The organism is Ectobacillus sp. OTK (assembly GCF_059698935.1).
Window position 1 is genome coordinate 487,552 of the sequence record NZ_AP048547.1, and the last position, 18,369, is coordinate 505,920.

At 38.7% G+C, this 18,369-nt stretch carries 18 protein-coding genes; 8 read left to right on the forward strand and 10 right to left on the reverse strand.

All coding sequences use genetic code 11. The features are described 5' to 3' along the window. Nucleotides 1–125 precede the first annotated feature (125 nt). On the forward strand, nucleotides 126–704 hold the full coding sequence (locus AC6HZ4_RS02540; RefSeq protein WP_497493487.1) for a sigma-70 family RNA polymerase sigma factor: 579 nt from the start codon (nucleotides 126–128) through the stop codon (nucleotides 702–704). Then, entirely contained in the window at nucleotides 701–1,432 is a 732-nt protein-coding gene (locus AC6HZ4_RS02545; RefSeq protein WP_497493488.1) for a DUF3600 domain-containing protein, read from the forward strand. Before AC6HZ4_RS02540 ends, AC6HZ4_RS02545 begins: the two co-directional genes overlap by 4 nt. A 144-nt stretch (nucleotides 1,433–1,576) precedes the next feature. Here AC6HZ4_RS02545 and AC6HZ4_RS02550 read toward each other — a convergent pair whose 3' ends face one another. Beyond that, entirely contained in the window at nucleotides 1,577–1,966 is a 390-nt protein-coding gene (locus AC6HZ4_RS02550; RefSeq protein ID WP_497495573.1) for a hypothetical protein, read from the reverse strand. A gap of 45 nt (nucleotides 1,967–2,011) precedes the next feature. Continuing rightward, complete coding sequence (locus AC6HZ4_RS02555) at nucleotides 2,012–2,590, reverse strand: TetR/AcrR family transcriptional regulator (protein WP_497493489.1); 579 nt, start codon at nucleotides 2,588–2,590, stop codon at nucleotides 2,012–2,014. A 137-nt stretch (nucleotides 2,591–2,727) separates the two neighbouring features. On the opposite strand from AC6HZ4_RS02555, the gene AC6HZ4_RS02560 reads away from it, so the two are divergent. After that, entirely contained in the window at nucleotides 2,728–3,390 is a 663-nt protein-coding gene (locus AC6HZ4_RS02560; RefSeq protein ID WP_497493490.1) for an MFS transporter, read from the forward strand. Between the two features lie 320 nt (nucleotides 3,391–3,710). Here the strand turns inward: AC6HZ4_RS02560 and AC6HZ4_RS02565 are convergent, their stop codons facing one another. Both AC6HZ4_RS02565 and AC6HZ4_RS02570 read right to left on the reverse strand, forming a co-directional pair. Then, a complete protein-coding gene (locus AC6HZ4_RS02565) occupies nucleotides 3,711–4,523 on the reverse strand; it encodes an alpha/beta fold hydrolase (protein WP_497493491.1) in 813 nt (270 codons plus the stop codon). 273 nt (nucleotides 4,524–4,796) lie between these two features. Then, nucleotides 4,797–4,970, reverse strand: a complete 174-nt coding sequence (locus tag AC6HZ4_RS02570) for a hypothetical protein (RefSeq protein ID WP_497493492.1) — start codon at nucleotides 4,968–4,970, stop codon at nucleotides 4,797–4,799. Nucleotides 4,971–5,214: 244 nt separating this feature from the next. On the opposite strand from AC6HZ4_RS02570, the gene AC6HZ4_RS02575 reads away from it, so the two are divergent. Beyond that, entirely contained in the window at nucleotides 5,215–5,559 is a 345-nt protein-coding gene (locus AC6HZ4_RS02575) for a RidA family protein (protein ID WP_497493493.1), read from the forward strand. 250 nt (nucleotides 5,560–5,809) lie between these two features. Here the strand turns inward: AC6HZ4_RS02575 and AC6HZ4_RS02580 are convergent, their stop codons facing one another. Both AC6HZ4_RS02580 and AC6HZ4_RS02585 read right to left on the reverse strand, forming a co-directional pair. Further along, entirely contained in the window at nucleotides 5,810–5,962 is a 153-nt protein-coding gene (locus AC6HZ4_RS02580; RefSeq protein WP_497493494.1) for a hypothetical protein, read from the reverse strand. 170 nt (nucleotides 5,963–6,132) lie between these two features. Then, nucleotides 6,133–7,260, reverse strand: a complete 1,128-nt coding sequence (locus tag AC6HZ4_RS02585; RefSeq protein ID WP_497493495.1) for a 2-methylaconitate cis-trans isomerase PrpF family protein — start codon at nucleotides 7,258–7,260, stop codon at nucleotides 6,133–6,135. Between the two features lie 149 nt (nucleotides 7,261–7,409). Here AC6HZ4_RS02585 and AC6HZ4_RS02590 point away from each other — a divergent pair, with 149 nt between their 5' ends. Beyond that, nucleotides 7,410–8,276 (forward strand): LysR family transcriptional regulator, encoded by an 867-nt coding sequence (locus tag AC6HZ4_RS02590; protein WP_497493497.1) that lies wholly within the window; start codon nucleotides 7,410–7,412, stop codon nucleotides 8,274–8,276. A 322-nt stretch (nucleotides 8,277–8,598) separates the two neighbouring features. After that, entirely contained in the window at nucleotides 8,599–9,915 is a 1,317-nt protein-coding gene (locus AC6HZ4_RS02595; RefSeq protein WP_497495574.1) for a CitMHS family transporter, read from the forward strand. 102 nt (nucleotides 9,916–10,017) lie between these two features. Here AC6HZ4_RS02595 and yyaC read toward each other — a convergent pair whose 3' ends face one another. Together yyaC and AC6HZ4_RS02605 are read right to left on the reverse strand one after the other, a co-directional pair. Beyond that, nucleotides 10,018–10,629, reverse strand: a complete 612-nt coding sequence (gene yyaC / locus AC6HZ4_RS02600; protein ID WP_497493498.1) for a spore protease YyaC — start codon at nucleotides 10,627–10,629, stop codon at nucleotides 10,018–10,020. Nucleotides 10,630–10,685: 56 nt separating this feature from the next. Beyond that, nucleotides 10,686–11,819 carry an AbrB family transcriptional regulator gene (locus AC6HZ4_RS02605; protein ID WP_497493499.1) on the reverse strand — a complete coding sequence of 378 codons (1,134 nt, stop codon included), beginning with the start codon at nucleotides 11,817–11,819 and terminating at the stop codon, nucleotides 10,686–10,688. A 196-nt stretch (nucleotides 11,820–12,015) separates the two neighbouring features. On the opposite strand from AC6HZ4_RS02605, the gene AC6HZ4_RS02610 reads away from it, so the two are divergent. Further along, nucleotides 12,016–12,888, forward strand: a complete 873-nt coding sequence (locus AC6HZ4_RS02610) for a LysR family transcriptional regulator (RefSeq protein WP_497493500.1) — start codon at nucleotides 12,016–12,018, stop codon at nucleotides 12,886–12,888. 169 nt (nucleotides 12,889–13,057) lie between these two features. Here the strand turns inward: AC6HZ4_RS02610 and odhB are convergent, their stop codons facing one another. Continuing rightward, nucleotides 13,058–14,326, reverse strand: coding sequence for a 2-oxoglutarate dehydrogenase complex dihydrolipoyllysine-residue succinyltransferase (gene odhB / locus AC6HZ4_RS02615; RefSeq protein WP_497493501.1), 1,269 nt, complete (start codon nucleotides 14,324–14,326; stop codon nucleotides 13,058–13,060). A 62-nt stretch (nucleotides 14,327–14,388) separates the two neighbouring features. Beyond that, entirely contained in the window at nucleotides 14,389–17,265 is a 2,877-nt protein-coding gene (locus tag AC6HZ4_RS02620) for a 2-oxoglutarate dehydrogenase E1 component (protein WP_497493502.1), read from the reverse strand. Nucleotides 17,266–17,641: 376 nt separating this feature from the next. Between AC6HZ4_RS02620 and AC6HZ4_RS02625 the strand changes: the two genes are divergently transcribed. Then, the gene (locus tag AC6HZ4_RS02625; protein ID WP_497493503.1) at nucleotides 17,642–18,364 is read left to right on the forward strand and encodes a FadR/GntR family transcriptional regulator; all 723 of its coding nucleotides are present in this window, start codon (nucleotides 17,642–17,644) and stop codon (nucleotides 18,362–18,364) included. The last annotated feature ends 5 nt before the right edge of the window (nucleotides 18,365–18,369 follow it).

Genomic DNA, 18,369 nt, shown 5'->3' on the forward strand with positions numbered 1-18,369 from the left:
CGTCATCTAAAGCAACAAAGATCTTCTGGCAAATGCCAGAAGATTTTTTTTGAGTTATAAAAAAAATCGAACGAGATTTCCTTTTCTAACCAATATATAGTGTGAAGCATAAGGAGGGATTATGGATGAAGAACCAAAATGAATATGACCAGCTTATTCAGCTTACTCTATCAGGTAGACAAGAGGCGTATAGTGAACTTTATGAAAGAACAATCCAGGATGTTTATAAAACTGTTCATTTTCTCATAGAAGAAAAGACAGATGTGGATGATGTAGTTCAGGACATTTATGTCCAGGCATATCAATCCCTAAGTCAATTTGATAGAAATAGACCATTTCGTCCTTGGTTAATGGGAATTGTCGTACGGCAAATTCGTAGTTATCGACGAAAAGTATGGACACGTTTTCGGATTCTGAAACAAGCAGAGGAGCATAAGCAAGCTATTGAATTTGATTTTTCAAATGATGTAGTTGATAAAATCTCAAATCATGAACTCATTTCGTTAATTGATAATCTGCCTTATAAACTCAAACAAGTCGTTATCTTACGTTATTTGAATGAACATTCTCAAGAAGAGGTTGCTAGTATTTTGGACATCCCTCTTGGAACCGTCAAATCAAGAACTAACGCTGCTTTGAAGAAGCTTCGTCAAAAGGGAAAAGATAACAATATTTTTTTAGGAAAGGTGGAAAACGTACAATGAATTTGGAGAATCGAGTGAGAGAATCCTTGCAAGAAAAAGGGAAGGAAGTAATTGTACCGCTTGAACTAAAAGAAAAAGTGATGAGTCAGATTATAGAAAGCAAAAATATAAAAGGCGGGATAGCAATGAAAAAACGATTGATAGCAAGTATTTTAGCAGCAGTATTGCTAATTCCGACGAGTGCGTTTGCTTATCAATCCATTTTAGCGGATGGATTGTTTGAATCCTTTGATAATCTTAAAAAACATGTAGCAACCGTAACTATGGATGGGTATATGACTTTTAATGCGAAGCTATTGCAAGCGAAAGGAGATTTAGGAGAAAAAGAATATAAGAAATTTAAAGAATATCTACATGTAATTACTGATGCTAAATTGAAGTATGGAGATAAGTATGGGAATACTGATTTCGATAAGATGTCTTCTAAACAAGTAGCTGAAGTTAAAAGAGCCTCAATGGAAATACAGCCATATTTTGATAAATTAAACGAAGATATATCAAGTAAAGAAATCTTAACCTCTGAAGAATATGAACAGTACATTGATGCTCTCATGACATATGAAAAAGTGTTAGCACAGGCGGAAGTGGATACGACTAAGGGTCCCGTTGAGGTGGAGAAACTTCCTAAGGAACTCCAAGGAGAATTTCAACAAGCAAAGGATTTTATAGACTATGTAAACAACAAACAGCAAGCAATAAAGGAACAAGGACATACGCTTCATAAATAGGTATCACAAAAATATACAAGATATAAAGCATAGCAAATGTTGGGCTTTCAAGAACATTTGATTATGGTGACTAGAAAGAGGGGGCACCCCACTATGAGGAAGCCCCTTTTTCAGTCAGGGCGTAAGGTCGATAAGGGGGAGTATTTACCCACCCTTTCTTTTTATTGTTAAAAAATGTTCTATCCAGACGGGAATGATTAAATAAATAGCATATGCGAGGACCATCCATATAATAAATGATAAAATTTGCTGCGATGAAAGTTCAGGAAAGATATGTGAAGAATAGCAGATAATGAATGTATCAAGAAATAATCCGATTCCTGTCCCATAAATCCCTAGCTTTATACTGGAATAAGGAGCAGTGTCTATTTTTTTATAGTAAATCATAACAAAAAACAATAAAATCGCTGTTGCAGCTTCAAGAACAAGCAACATTGGAATAAACTTCGGAGAATTTATAGTTACTAAAACAAACTTGCCAAAGAAGAAAAAGAACAACGTTGCGCTAAACCAAATTAATACAGAAAACAACATTGTTACCCCTAGTCTTTCTGTAAACAAACCACATTCCCCCTTGGTTTATTTTATTTCAAGTAATCTGCGGATTAATCGTTCTAACTGTTCATATACGACATCACCCTGAAAGGAAGGGGAGAGTAATGCCTGCAGTGCTAATCCATCAATTAAAGCATTCAACAGAATACCCCAATGTTCAAAGGTAATTCCTTCAATCGGTGATTGTTTACAAACAGCTTGAAGTTGCTTCGCTAACATTTCATTTTCGTAATCAAGCATATTGCCTAGCTGCTTCTTTATGTTTTCGTTATGAAGACTATTCGCTGCTAATTGAAAAAATAAATGGTGATAAAATGAATCTGATGTACACCTGCTTTTTGCGGAAGCAAGCGCTGTTTGTAAATAAAGCGTCCCAACAGCCGATTCCTTCTCTAAGTTCTCCCACGAGGAAGAGCACAAATCCTCAACGATTTTTAGAACGAGCTGCTCTTTTGTCTTAAAGTGATAATAAACAGTTCCTTGTGTAACGTTAGCCCCTTCCGCTACTGCTTTTAGCGTTAGTTTTTCCAGCCCTTTTTCAGCCAGAATTTGTTTTGCGGATTGAAGCAATTCTGATTTACTGATAACATTCGGCTTTGCCATTTTATTCCTCCATTAAGTTAGTTGGATAACTAACCTAATGGTAACAAATAAACCAAAAAATGTAAATAGCTCTCTGGTTATGGCCGCTTACATATGGTAAGAATTTATCCCGGCAGCGGATGTTGGCAGTAATTGCAATGATTCCAGGAATGGTCTTCTGTTTTAACATGATTAAACTGCCAAGAACAATTGATAAAGAATTGGAACAAAAGAATAGCTTTGTTGAGCTTCTTCTCAAACGATCCTTACGGAAAACCTTTATCACAAGCGGAATCATCTTAACAGGTGTAGGGCTATATGAGTTTTATTTTCCTATATACACAAAACATCTTGGACTCTCAGCCTCTACCATTGGAGTGATTTTAAGCTGTAATGCGGTTGCTTATATTCTCTCACGCCTGTTTATGCAGTGGATGATGAAGAAGCTTAAAGAAGAAACAATTCTTGGAGGATGTCTTACCATATCGGCAACTGCTTTCTTTTTAATTCCTCTATTTAATCATTATGTTCTCCTGATGATTATCTCTTTCATCATGGGTCTAGGACTGGGATGCTGCCAGCCGTTATCTATCGTAATGGCTTATAATCGTTCACCCAAAGGGCGTACAGGGGAAGTTCTGGGGATCCGGCTTACATTAAATAAAACTGTACAATTTTTAATCCCAATTTTGTTTGGCTCTCTAGGATCCGTTGTTGGTTTCTTTCCAGTATTCTGGTCAAATGCGGTCTTATTATTATGCAGCGGGTATTCCCTTATTGAAAAGAAGTCGAGATCTCACAAGACAAAATTAGCTAAATGATAGCAGATAATTTTTACTAGTATTTGCACCCAACTACAGTTTTCTTTCTCCTTTTCATAGTGAGGCGAAAGAACTATTTGGAGTTCTGACGCATTGCAATTAACCTAACAAAATAAACTACCCCTAAAACAAGTAAACTGCTCTATTTACTCGTTTTGGGGGTGTTTTTTTTAAAACTTGATGGGCATGGGGCGCTACCCCTAATAAAAAAACATTTAGGGTACAGATGTTGACAGTTTCGTTTATATCAGCATGGCAGGTATGTGTTGGTACTCTTATATGTATTTTTCTCACTGTAATGATTCTTTTGGTTGCATGATCTATTCCATCATTGGTAAAGGAACAGTTTCTTCTTTATTCATCCTGTTATGGATATAGGTAAACTTCTTAATCATATTATTTAAATCAATCGCTGTTTTTGTAGGAACCTGATGCTGTACATGATCAATGAACTTTAGTTCATTACATGGCAATTTTTCGTGCAGCAGCTTTGCATAATAACGAAATGTTTTATCTTCCTTACCATAAGCCAGCAAAATCGGAAGATCAATGTTTTCCAGCTGCTCGGTACAATTATAGTGCAAACTGTAACGATAATATTGCTCGATATTTCTTGCATCTCCTTTTCGGGCTTCTTTAAACATCTCTATGAACAACTCTAGTGTATTCGAATTGCTCCTTGAAATGGATAGAGCCAGGACAGAAACGGCTCCTGCTTTCGCAAGTGCTATCCCTAAAGAGAGCTTCTTCTTTAGGTGCCTATCCTTCACTTCAGGCATTCCGCTAATTACAATGCCTCCTAAGGACCGGTCGGCATAAGTCAACAAAAATTCCAATACGATAGAGCCTCCGGTCGAATATCCGCATATGAATGCTTTATTGATTTCCAGATGGTCCAACAGATGTCTAATATCTTCAACAATCAGCGGATAGGTTATCGGTTGTCTTGAGTATTGGCTCCTTCCGTGACCTCTAATATCAAAAGTAATAACTTTAAACTTTTGGGATAATTCCTCTATTTGGTACTTAAAATTCACGTGAGTGAGTACAGGAGGATGAATAAAAACAATCGGAATCCCTTTTCCTTTAACGGTATAATATAAGCTAATACCGTCCACATTCAGCATTGGCATATATTCAATCACCTCAATATCTTAAAATCGTTCCCTGTATTATAAGACCTTTTATCTTATAGAAGGGTTTATAGGACTTGCTGTCTTGTATATAAAATAGCTAGAGAAATACGTGCTTTATTTACATAATTTTGATACATCTATATAGTCCATTCATAACAAAAAGGTACGAATCATTTTTTAAAACTCGACCAATTTGCATCAGTCGAGTTCCTTCTATCGCTCTATTACTAAGTTTTAAATATATAAAGTAACAGTCATATGTGATTTGTATCAGTCCCATGCACTTTGATTATTACCTGGGGTCGGAAGCTTGTTTTTGATTTGGCTTCCTTGGTTGCGTCTGAGGGTATAAGAGGCAATCCCAAACCCAACGCCTAAAGCTGCTATTGTTGACCATGTACCGATATTAGAACGTTTTCTTCTAAGTCCAATCACATTAAACATGCTATCACATCCTTTTTTTGGAAGTGACTTGTGAACCATTTATAATATACAACAAACCAAACTACTCCATACCGAAAAGAAATTTCCAGCTTCCAAAAGCGTAAGACATACAAAAAATGTATATGGAAATTGATACATGCTCGGACGAGCGGATCAGATGAGCTTAAAAAAAGAGATGCTTAGAATTCAAATGAGTTAAAGGAATGTAAAACTCATTTAATTTTGGAAAGGAGTGAATTGAATTATGGCAAAACGTGAAGTTTTACATGTGAAGGGATCTAATCACCAAAATCCAATCCCAACCGCAGTGAAGATTGGAAATATGGTATACACTTCAGCAATCATTGGATCGGACCCTGAAACAGGTGAGATGCCAGAAAGCGTCCATGACGAGGCGGCAAATCTTTTTCATTATATGAGAGAGATTATGGAGCTTGCTGGCGGAACTACTGATGATATTGCCCATTTAAGTGTTTTAGTAACAGATCGTGAATATAAAAAGGTCGTAAATGTAGAGTGGCTTAAAATGTTTCCAGATGAAAACAATCGTCCTGCAAGACTACTGTTCAAGAGCTACGGGAAGGTCTAAGAGTACAAATTGAAATGACAGCTGTTTTGTAACAATAATAAAAAGCTACAGGTATACAAGCTATCGATAACCTAAATAGGTTTACGTATTTGATGGCGGGTGTTTATCTGGTTTATCCTCTTTAGGTAAGAATTAGGAATCTAGTAAGTAAAAATAAGGGGGATAAGTCGAGGGCTTGCCAGAGGAATCCTTGACCTATCCCCTTTTCATTCAGGTAAGTAATTTGCTAAGATATGCAGTTACAAAGAGTTTAAGCATAAGCGAAACACGGATCATTAAAGTAAATAACTTCTGTAAGAATCTTGCTATCTTGAATGCTTTTGAATACTTCTCTTGCTTCCTCTTCTTTTTCAAATTCAAGCATTTTAATGCTGTTGTTTTTGTACATAGTAATGATCCACATAGAAAATCCCCCAAGTTAAAATAAATTGTTATACTTTAAGAGTTTATAAATTTCTAGCTGTAAGATCACTCGAAGCAGCGGGAAGTTTTAAGAATAAAGTATAAGTGCAACTACACCTCTGTTTTTGCCAATCGGTGAGTTTTCTCCATTTCCCTCTAGACGGTATGAAATCAAGCTAATTGATAGGAAAGTTCATAGTTCCTTTTTGTATACACATATCCTTCTAGAATAGTACGGGCTGTACGAACTACCTTGATGGCTCCTATATGTCCTGCAAGTACATCTACTTTTGTCTGCATAATGCCAGCTGGATGTGCCAAGCGAACTACTTCTTCAGTCACTGTTACAATATCTGATAAAATGGTATCCCTTAGAAAGGCGCCTGCTGTTGTACAAATCGCGCCGGTGATCGCAAGGGCCTGATGTGGTTTTTGCATGGACATCATTCTGATAATCAAGTCCATATCCGAAGCTTTTCGTTCTACTCCCGTCAGGTCAGTGTAATCCATAGGAGGAGCAATGATTGTCATTTTGGGCACAGCGGGAGATTTCTTAGTCGCTTCTTCTTTTTTGGAAAACTGACACATTTCAGCTGCTATGGATCTAAGTTCTTCTAGTTCTTTTAGTTTTTCTTGAGAATACTCATGAGGTAACTCAGTTCCGGTAAGCCCAATGTCCTGGGCCTTTACAAAGACTAATGGATTTGCTACATCAATAATGGATATAGGTATTGAGCTGCCGGGTGTTTTAATGATATCTATAGGATTTCCAGTTGGGAAGAGCTTCCCTGTTACTGCACCTTCTGCACGAGTAAAGGAAAGGTAAATAGGGGATCCAGTTCCAGGAACTCCAGGAATTGAACAGCTTCCATCTGTTTTAACCTGTCCATTTTCAACTTCAACCTCAGCTATAATTACCTTTTGTGTGTTTGTGTTGAATATTCTTACGGTTGTGATCGGTTCCTGTGCCGGTACCAACCCCTGCTGAATAGCATACGGTCCAACTGCAGATGAAATATTGCCGCAATTCCCTTTAAAGTCGACCATTTGATTCTCGATGCTGATTTGCGCAAAGGTATATTCTACATCTATCCCTTCCAAATCAGATTTTTTGATGATAGCTGCTTTACTCGTTAAAGAATTCGCTCCACCAAGTCCATCAATTTGTCTACGATCTGGGCTCCCCATAATATCTAATAAAAAGGCTTCCCAAAGTAATTGATCGGTTGGCATATGCTCGAAAGCGAGAAATACACCTTTACTTGTTCCGCCACGCATAACAACAACTGGTACCTTCATTCTTATACCCACCTTTTCTTATTCTTTATTTAAAAGTACCGGTGCTTCTAAACACATAGTATGATAAGCTAAATCATAAGTACAATAGATAATTTAATAGAAAAAAACAAAAAAAAACTTATAATTAAAGCGGATTGGAGTTGTATAATATGGATGAAAAAGATTGGATCGCTATAAGGGTCCTATATGAGGAGAGAAATATTAGCCGAGCTGCAGAGCGATTGTATATTTCCCAGCCGGCATTAACTTATAGGTTGAAAAATTTAGAAAACGAGTTTGGGACCAGTTTATTTTTCAAAATAAGAGGAGGGATTGAGTTTACTGCGGAAGGAATATATTTAGCTGGTTATGCAGATGAAATGATAAGGAAAATGCAAAGAACGAAAGATCATATATTGAATATGAAGAATGAAGTAAGAGGAACCTTGAGACTAGGGGTTTCAAGTAATTTCGCTCAATATAAATTGCCTAGAATATTGAAAGGGTTTTCAGATGAATATCCTAATGTACAATTTAATGTGAATACGGGATGGAGTACAGATATTATGAATCTTCTTCATTCCTCTAGTGTACAGTTAGGAATACTGAGAGGCAACTACAATTGGTATGGAATCAAAACATTGATACATAAAGAGAGGCTTTGTTTGATTTCTAAAAAAGAGATAGACATGACTAAGTTGGCAGAACTGCCCTTTATTAATTACAAAACAGATAGTTCGCTAAAAGGCCTCATTGATGGCTGGTGGCATGATAGGTTTTCAGAACCGCCATTTGTCACGATGGAAACAGACAGACAGGAAACATGTAAAGAAATGGTTAAAAATGATTTAGGAATTGCCATACTGCCTGAAATTTGTTTACAGCCTTCTGATAACCTCCACACATACCGGTTAACCTACAAAAATGGGGAGCCCGTAGTAAGAAATACATGGTTAATGTATAATCAAGATTCTCTTCAACTATCTACAGTTAAAAGTTTTATTGAGTTTTTAAATGATTATTCTAATAACTATTGAAGTGAGTATACATTTTATTTCATATAAAAGAACGATGGAAATAGGAAATGTTTTCGTCGTTTTTTTGAATCTATATATTTTAGTTAATAAGATATTTGGCTTCATAAGGAAGGTGCTATATTCTTAATAGTCATAGCCGTGTAATTATAAGTTTTTTTTTTAGAAATACTCAAAAAATATATATTTCACTTATTTATGAACTTGAATTATTCTTAAAATATGGAAAATTCAAACTGCAAGGAGATGATAAAATCATTTTTAAGTATCTACATTCATTTTTTTGAAATGAATGTAAGCGGTTTCTATATTAGGGGGGATTACTATTCTTACTTTTTTGGGGATTTCAATGGTTGTGGTTTTCACTTATTTGATTATGTCGAAGCGGTTGTCTCCGATTAATGCTCTTGTTTCGGTCCCTATTATTTTTGCATTAATAGGGGGCTTTGGTTCTCAGCTTGGTAAGATGATGCTTGATGGATTAAAAGTTGTCGCACCTTCAGCAGCTTTGTTATTATTTGCAATTCTGTTTTTCGGAATTTTGATAGATGCTGGTTTATTCGATCCATTGATTGCAAAAATGCTGCAAGTCGTTAAAGGGGATCCTGTTAAAATAGCAATAGGAACGGCGGTGTTAGCATTAACAGTTGCCTTAGATGGGGATGGAACGACGACCCATATGATTACGATTTCAGCTATGCTGCCGCTTTATGTGCGATTAGGGATGAATCCTCTCGTCCTTGCGACAGTTTCTTTGCTTTCTCTTAGTATTATGAGCGGGATGACTCCTTGGGGTGGACCTGCTACAAGGGCCATAACATCTTTGGGTCTCGATGCTGGTGACTTCTTTATCCCGCTTCTACCCACAATGGCTGGTGGAATCGCATGTGTTCTTTTTATAGCCTATGTTCTGGGGAAAAAAGAGCGTGAAAGAATCGGTATTATCGAGATTCAATATTTCTCTAGAAATATATCAAACATTCCTGAAGCAGCCGCCGCTTTTGAAATGCCTGCAGATATTAAACGCCCTAAATTAATATGGGTAAATTTATTTCTGACTTTGACTGTGATGGTCGTATTAGTTATGGAAATATTGCCTGTTCCTGTTTTATTTCTTATAGGCTTTGTTCTGGCTTCAATGATTAATTATCCGAATTTGGAGCAACAAAAGGAACGTTTGTTAGCTCATGCTGGAAATGCTTTAACTGTTGTTACTTTAGTATTTGCCGCTGGTATATTTACCGGGATTTTTTCTGGAACAAAAATGGTGGATGCAATAGCTCATGCATTAGTATCAATTATTCCGGATTCTTTAGGCTCTTTCTTCCCATTAGTTGTTGCTCTAACTAGCATGCCATTTACATTTGTTTTATCTAATGATGCCTATTATTTTGGCGTTTTACCCATTCTTGCTGAAGCCGCTTCTTCTTACGGAATTTCTCCTGTAGAAATCGCCAGAGCGTCCATTTTGGGGCAGCCGGTACATTTCTTAAGCCCGCTTGTTGCATCCACTCTGTTGCTAGTGGGGATGGTAAAAACTGATCTTGGAGAATTTCAACGTTACGCATTTAAATGGGCTGTTATTTGCTCATTAGTAATTACGATTGTTGCTATTCTAACTGGAGCCCTTACCTTATTTTAATTTTGCAGTTATAAAATGTAGGATAGCTTGTTGTATTCCTGAAGAATAAAGCATTAATGCAACTAGGCTGGCGCCAACTGTGACGCCAGCCTAGCTTTCTTATTAAATCGTATCGTGTATGGAAGTATTTTTGTTGATTGTTCGAGTAATGATTTTTACAATGGTCTTTGCAAGATTCATAACAGTATATAATCGAGTGTCATTTAAAAATTGCGATGTTGGCAAAGGATCTATATAGTTAACCATACCTTTGATATGATAATCGCCTACTTTCGGCAATACCTTCTCAAGGGCTTTTCCCGGAACAAGCGGCCCCTCCTGAAAAATGACTTGTCCCACTTGATTTTTCTCGCCCAGACAAGCATCAATGCTAACAACAAGGGGCTTCTTAAATTGTTTTTGAATCTCCTTCAACACCTTTTTCAAATTGAATGAATGAACAGGTTCTTCTAACGTGCCATAGACACGATAGGGAACCTGGTTTTCTTTGAGCATTGTTCCTACTAAAGGACCTAAGGAGTCTCCAACATATCTGTCTGAACCAATGCATAAAAAGACAACATCTTCGTCCTTACATGATGAACTTCGAATGATTTCAGCTAATATGAGTGACAATTGCGCTATTTCTTTTTCTTGTGTTTTTTCATTAGCTTGAACGAAAAAGGATTTATTTTCTTGTTGTCCTCTTTTCTTATGATCATAAAAAGAATCCAATCTCACCCCTCCTTATCTTCATTATAAGTATAAAAGAAAATCCAAATGCTGAAAAATTAAGCTGATACATGAGAACGTACATTCTTTCTTAGCTCCCAATGATGTAGAAATCTGAAGAAAGGAGGAAGAATTACGCAGACGATGAGTAATCGAAGCACCTGCACCGCCAGTACAAAGGTAGAGTCCGCATGTAAAACGACTGCTGTGGTTGTCATTTCGGCAATTCCACCCGGGGCAAATGCCAAAGCGGCAGTGGTAAATGTTATACCCGTTAAGATTGATACAAAATATGCACATAGAAACATGGCAAGAATGAGACAGATTGTACTTATTAAGGAAACAAATAGTGTGTTCTTCAAGCCTGCAAACATATTTTTTTGAAAGCGTGATCCGATGCTTGATCCCATTAAAATTTGCGACAAAATGATCATACTATGAGGCCACCATGCAATCATATCATGACCAGCGTAGGAGGAGCTGAGCGATTGTAGCGCAGCGACGCTAACCATACCTCCGACTAACCATGGAGCAGGGAATCTTAAGGTTTTTCCTATATAATAACCTCCAAATGCTGTTGCCACTAAGACAATAGTCCAGAGAAATTGCCCTGCGTGAAATGTGGATATTTGAGCAGAAGAATGGTAAGCTGCTGCAGGATTAATAGGATCTGCAATCCAAGAAGAAACAAGGATTGGGATCGTCAGGACAACTAGAAAAACGCGCATAGTTTGAACAATGCTGACGACTGCGGTATTGGCGCCTACCTCTTCTGCAATGCCAGGCATCGCACTTAGTCCTCCGGGAGCTGTTCCAAAAAAGCTGGTTAGCATATCCATTTGGCTAAACTTCCATAGAATGAAACCGGAAAGAATGGAAAAAACGATAGACAGAAGCAGCATGATTAGAATAGTTAACCAGTCTTCTTTAAAAATATGCAAAATCGACAAGTTCATTTTTTGCCCCAGTTCGATGCCCAAAATACATTGCCCAACGCGTAACCAATGCTTTGCAATTCCCCGTTGCTTACTAGGCAACTTTAAAAATGCCGGCCGATGAAAGGAGAGAAAGGCTGCTGTAAGCAATGTGCCAAGCATCCAACCGATTGAAAGCCCGGTTAAAGAAAGAATAAATCCCCCTATACTACTTAATATAATGAAGTAAATATTTTTGAAAAAAATCGTATTCTTCATACAGATTCCTTCTTTCTAAAAACGTATTTGTTAGGGGTGAATAGCGCCAGACAGATCTCCTCTATAACTGTTGTGTATGTTGTAAAAGGGTTGAATCCTGTATAAATGAATATTAATATACCATTAGAAATAAATAAAATATATAAGTTTGATAACTAACCATAAATAAAGTTGATGGCTGGATAGGAGGGAGTCGATGGAGGATCGAGATTGGCTTATTTTACAGGTGCTTTACAGCGAAAAAAATATTACAAAGGCAGCAAAAAGTCTATATATTTCTCAGCCTGCCTTAACACATCGTTTGCAGCAAATTGAAAAGGAATTTGGAGTGCAAATTGTAAATCGGGGAAGGCGGGGAATTCAGTTTACCCCGCAAGGAGAATATTTAGCAAAATGTGCAAAGGAAATATTATTGAGAATCCAGAAAATGAAAGAGAATGTTCTCAATATGGATAATAAAGTTTCTGGAACATTAAGGCTAGGCGTTGCAAATTTCTTTACACATTATCAGCTTCCGACCTTGCTAAAGCGTTTTAAGGACCAATACCCTGATATTGAATTTAAGGTCTCCACGGCTTGGAGCAGTGATATCACGAATTTGGTTTATAACCAAGATGTGCATATTGGTTTTATTAGAGGGGATTACAGCTGGCAGGAGAAAAAACAGCTATTGTTTGAAGAAACAATATGTATTGTTTCTAAGGAAAAAATTGATATTGCTGACCTTCCTCATCTGCCAAGAATTAATTACCAACCCGATTATTTATTGAAATCTATAGTTGATAATTGGTGGGCGGAAAATTATTCTCAGCCTCCTTTAACGAGTATAGAGGTTGATAAAGCCGATACATGTAAGGAAATGGTAGTAAATGGATTAGGCTATGCTATTATGTCAAGCATGCTCTTCAATGGTATAGATGACATACACAAAATTGATATCCGAACAAAAGAGGGGGAGCCTATATTACGAAGAACATGGATGATTTATCATGAGGAGTCTTTGAAGCTGAATATGGTAAAAGCATTTGTTGCTTTTATGGAAGGGATAGATTTAAGCAGGCCCCTTTAATAGCTTTTTAACCAAGCCATCGAAAAATGAGATAGAAAAAGTCCGTCCCACTCCCTGTGAAAAGGAGTAAGACGGACTTTTTTAAGGGTTATAGTCATTTGTTGAGCACAGCTGAGCAGATGATTTTTGTGCCAAGCTCAAGGTTCCATATAGATAGGATTGAGGTCAATCAACCCTCTAGCAGTAAGGACTCAGGATCTTCTAATAGCTCCTTCACTGTAACAAGGAAGCCAACTGCTTCTTTTCCATCAACAATGCGGTGATCATAAGATAGAGCAATATACATCATTGGACGGTTTTCCATACGCTCTTCGTCGATCGCGATTGGTCTTGTTTGGATCTTATGCATGCCAAGAATTCCTACTTGCGGGCTGTTTAGGATCGGTGTTGACATTAAGGATCCGAAAACTCCGCCGTTTGTGATGGTAAATGTACCGCCTTGCAGTTCTTTTAATGTAAGGGCATTATCACGTGCTTTTTTGCCGAGTTCGCTAATTTCACCTTCAATTTCAGCAAAGCTTTTTTGATTTGCATCGCGTACAACTGGGACAACTAATCCTTCCGGTGCCGCTACTGCAATTCCGATATCATAAAATTTCTTTACGATAATCTCATCGCCTTGAATTTCTGCATTGAGAAGCGGATACTTCTTAAGGGCCGCTACTACAGCTTTTGTAAAGAATGACATGAAGCCAAGGCGAACACCATTCTTTTCAAAAAATGCATCCTTACGTTTTGTGCGTAGTTTCATAACAGCAGACATATCTACTTCATTAAATGTAGTTAACATTGCAGCTGTGTGCTGTACTTCAACTAGGCGTTTTGCAATAGTTTGACGGCGACGGGACATTTTCACGCGTTCCACCGGCTTCGTAAACTCTGTTTCTGCTTGCGCAGCTGCAGGCTTTGGAGCAGACTTTTCTGCTTTTGGCGCTTCTGCCGCAGGAGCTGGAGCAGTCGATGCTTTCACATCGTGCGGTCTAATTCTGCCGAGTGGATCAGTGCTTCGTACTTCATTTAAATCAATTCCTCTTTCGCGCGCTAGTTTTCTAGCTGCTGGTGAAGCAACAGGCTGACCTGTGCTTGGAAAGCGATGTAAGGATTGCTCATTTACTGGAGCAGTTTCTTGTTGCTGCACGGCAGGTGCACTTGAAGCTGGAGCTTGTTGGACAGCAGGCTCGGCAGCAGGTACGCTGGCATCTGCATTTTCTTCTAAAATAGCGATAACATCTCCAACCTCTACTGTGTCGCCAGGCTGCTTTAATAGCTGTGTTAATACTCCAGCATGATCTGTGTTTACTTCAATATTTACTTTATCCGTTTCAAGCTCGACGACGCTTTCCCCTTTGTTTACTCTATCGCCAACCTTGATGAGCCAGTTTGAAATGGTTCCTTCTGTAATGGATTCTGCAAGCTCTGGCACTTTAATTTCAATCATTTTCTATATCCCCCTTGATGGTGTAACGCTCTTTATCAATATGCCGCTTTGAATGGATTTTTTTAATTGTTGACTAATACTTGTTCTTGGTTCTCATAATTGGACAAGCGATCTGTAATTAATGCCTGCTTTACAATTTGTTCTTGTTCCTTCTTATGAATGGTTGGATCTCCGCCTGAAGGGCTTGAGCGCTCCGGACGTCCAATGTAGTCTACTACTATATTTTTGCCGGCAAGCTCAAATAGAGTAGGAGCGATATAATTCCAAGATCCCATATTTTTTGGTTCTTCCTGTACCCAAACAATTTCTTCCAGGTTCGGATAGCGCTTCATAATCGCCTCCACCTTTTCTTTTGGAAACGGATATAACTGTTCTATGCGAATGATGTGTACTGCATCCAGAATTTCGTTCTCTTTATGTGCCTCTACTTCCAATGCTAGGTCGATAGCCATTTTTCCTGTTGTTAATACTAAGCGTTTTACTTTATTCACGTCTTGTCCAAGGTTCGGCTGCTCTAGAACTGTTTGGAAACGGCCTTCGCTTAGGTCTGCGTTAGGAGAGGCAACCATCGCATGACGCAATAAGCTTTTTGGTGTCATAATCACCAATGGCCGAACTGAATCTGTTCCTAAAATTGCTGCTTGGCGACGAAGAATATGAAAATATTGAGCTGCACTTGTTACATTCGCGATAGTCCAGTTATTTTCAGCTGCCAGCTGTAAAAAGCGTTCCGGACGAGCGCTCGAATGCTCTGGACCTTGTCCTTCATAGCCGTGAGGCAGCAAGACAACAAGTCCTGATTTTTGTCCCCATTTTGCACGGCTTGCTGATACGAATTGATCGAAAAGAGCTTGTGCTGTATTCGCGAAGTCTCCGTACTGCGCTTCCCACATAACAAGTGTTTCCGGAGCAAATACATTGTATCCATACTCAAAGCCGACAACCGCTGCTTCAGATAACGGACTATTATGAACCGTAAAGGAAGCGCGAGCCTGCGGGAGATGCTGCATCGTCGAGAAGGTTTCATTTGTTTCTGTATCATGGAGCACGATATGACGCTGAGCAAAAGTTCCACGCTCTGAGTCTTGTCCTGTTAGGCGAATTGGCGTTCCCTCTTGCAGGATTGTCGCAAATGCTAATGCTTCAGCTACTGCCCATTCTACTTTTCCGTTCTTTTCTAATGCGCTTTCACGACGTTCGAGAATGCGCTTTAATTTTGGATAAATGTTAAAGCCCTCCGGCCACTTCAACAGTTCTTTATTTAATTCACGAAGTGTATCTAGCGGTACGCCCGTTTCCAACGCTGGAATGCCATTAGCAATGATTTCCGGTACCGGCACATCCCCTGATATCGTTTCCTTCTTTTCAGGAACACTGTTATATTCAGTCTGTAATTTTTCTTGAACGCTTTGCTTCATTTGCTCTGCTTCTTCTTGAGTGAGAATTCCTTTTGCTTGCAGCTGCTTCGCATATAACGCTCTTACAGTTGGATGTTTTGTAATCTTCTTGTATACATGCGGCTGCGTCATTGTTGGATCATCCATTTCGTTATGCCCAAAGCGGCGATAGCCCACTAAGTCGATTACAAAGTCCTTTTGGAAGCGAACTCGGTATTGATGCGCAAGATACGCTGCCGCTAAACAAGCTTCCGGATCATCTGCGTTTACGTGTACAATTGGAATTTCAAAGCCTTTTGCCAGATCACTCGCGTATCTTGTGGAACGGGAATCTGAGCTGTCTGTTGTAAATCCGACTAAATTGTTTGCAATAATATGCAGAGTTCCGCCTGTATGGTACCCCTTGAGCCCAGCTAAGTTTAGGGTTTCTGCTACAATTCCTTGACCAGGAAAGGCTGCATCACCATGAACAAGGACTGCAAGCGCTTTCGAAGTATCCTGTTTAGGAGAACCTGCCTGGCTTCGATTGTCCTGGGCGGCTCTTGTAAAGCCTTCTACGACAGGATCTACAAATTCAAGGTGGCTCGGATTGTTAGCCAAGGTTACGCGGGTACGAACTCCGTCAGCGCCTTCAATGAAACGATCGTATCCTAAATGATATTTAACATCTCCTGTCCAACCAACCTTATCCTCCGGTTGCCCCGGCTTCTTTGTAGTGGAGTGTTGAAATTCTGTGAGAATGCTGTGATACGGCTTTTCAAGTGTGTGTGCCAATACACTTAAGCGTCCACGGTGCGCCATGCCAATTAAGACATTATGCATACCAAGGGTAACGCTTTCATCAATAATCTCATCTAGCATTGGGACCAGCATATCAACTCCCTCAATAGAAAATCGTTTCTGTCCCACAAATGTTCGATGTAAAAATTGTTCAAAGCCTTCTACTTCTGTTAAGCGCTTTAAGAGCTTTGCTCGTTTTTCGTTAGATAAGGAACGATGTAAGGAGCCTGTCTCTACCATCTGTTGCAGCCATGCCCGTTCTTCACTGCTATGCACATGCTCAAACTCATATGCCAAGGATGAAGTATAAACGGATTTTAGTTGGTTGAATGCATCCCAAGCAGTTTGGACTTCCTTTGGTGCATTCTCCCAAACAAGTTTAGCGGAAATCGCTTTCAAATTATTTTCAACTAGACCGTATTTTTCTAAATGCAGCACAGGGTGATCATTTTTTTGTTCTGCTAGCGGGTTGATGTTCGCTGCTAAGTGTCCGTGTAGGCGAATATCTTCGAATAGCTTTACCACCTTAAGCACTGTTTCAATGTTATTTGTATTGTTAAAGGTCAGCGGTGCATGTGCTGTTTCTTCGTTCGAAACTTCACAAACTGGAGGCGGACCCCACTGTACAAAAAGCTCTATTAATTCCGGGTCAACGGAATCCTCATTGTTTACGTAACGATCATATTGCTCAACGACATAGCCAAGATTTGGGCCATGAAATTTTGCCCATGGATTAGTTTTGTTTATCTGTTCGGTTGCCATTTGGCCATACCTCCTCAATGTATAGGACACTCTTCTTTTATTATAAATCGCTTACAAGAAAATGAACACCCATCATTTTAAAAAAAAAGAGTATATCGGACTACTGGTTAGTCCAGTTATTTCGTGTTGATATTATCAGAATGTTCGATGAAAATCAAAGTTTTTTTTGATAAAAATAATAAAAATAATAAAAAAAATAAAAAAAATAATAATTTTCTGCCTTTATATTCTTGCTTAATATAGTAAAGAGAGGCGAGTGAAGAGCAAAAAAGAAAATAAATCGCTTGACCATTCAGATTTGTCTGAAATATAATCTAACTCAACTGGGCTACCCAATAGTCCAGTTTACGGATTGGACTGGGAGGTCTGCTTACTCATGGGAAATAAAATATTTTCGGGTGTACGCAATGAAAGGCTATACGAGAAAATAGCAGGACAAATTAGAGAATTAATAGAGACAGGGAAGCTAAAGCCAGGTGATCGTTTACCAGGTGAGCGAGATTTGGCGCAAACCTTAGGCTGCAGCCGGACCTCATTGCGGGAAGCATGTCGAGTGTTAGAGTCAGAAGGGCTCATCATCTCAAAACCAGGCGGCGGCAGATTTATTCAACAGGTCGGTCAAGATATGAAGCTGGAATATCGTTTTAATACAGTAGACATGCTTGAAAAGACAGCTATTATTTACTTCCTAGAGGCAAGAGAAGCCATTGAGCCGAAAATTGCAGAGCTAGCCAGCCAAAGAGCTACCGAGCAAGACATAAAGAAGATGGAGCAGATCTTGTTGAAAATGGAGGAGAAGCTGAAATATCCCGATGAGAAGGTAGAAGCAGATAGCAGCTTTCATTTGGCATTGGCTGAAGCTACGCAAAATTTTGTGTTTGTGTCCATGATGGAAGCAAATTTAAACATGAACCGCCAAGTTCGAAAGCAAACATTGAAGTCAAAGGAACGTTATATGCAATCCTTAGCGGAGCACCGAGCTATTTTAGAAGCAGTGAGGCGCCGGAATGCTGCTGGGGCGATTGCAGCTACTCATGTTCATCTTCAACACATTAGAGAGAATGTATTGGGGATTTATATACCCCAAGAAGAAATTTAGCTTTA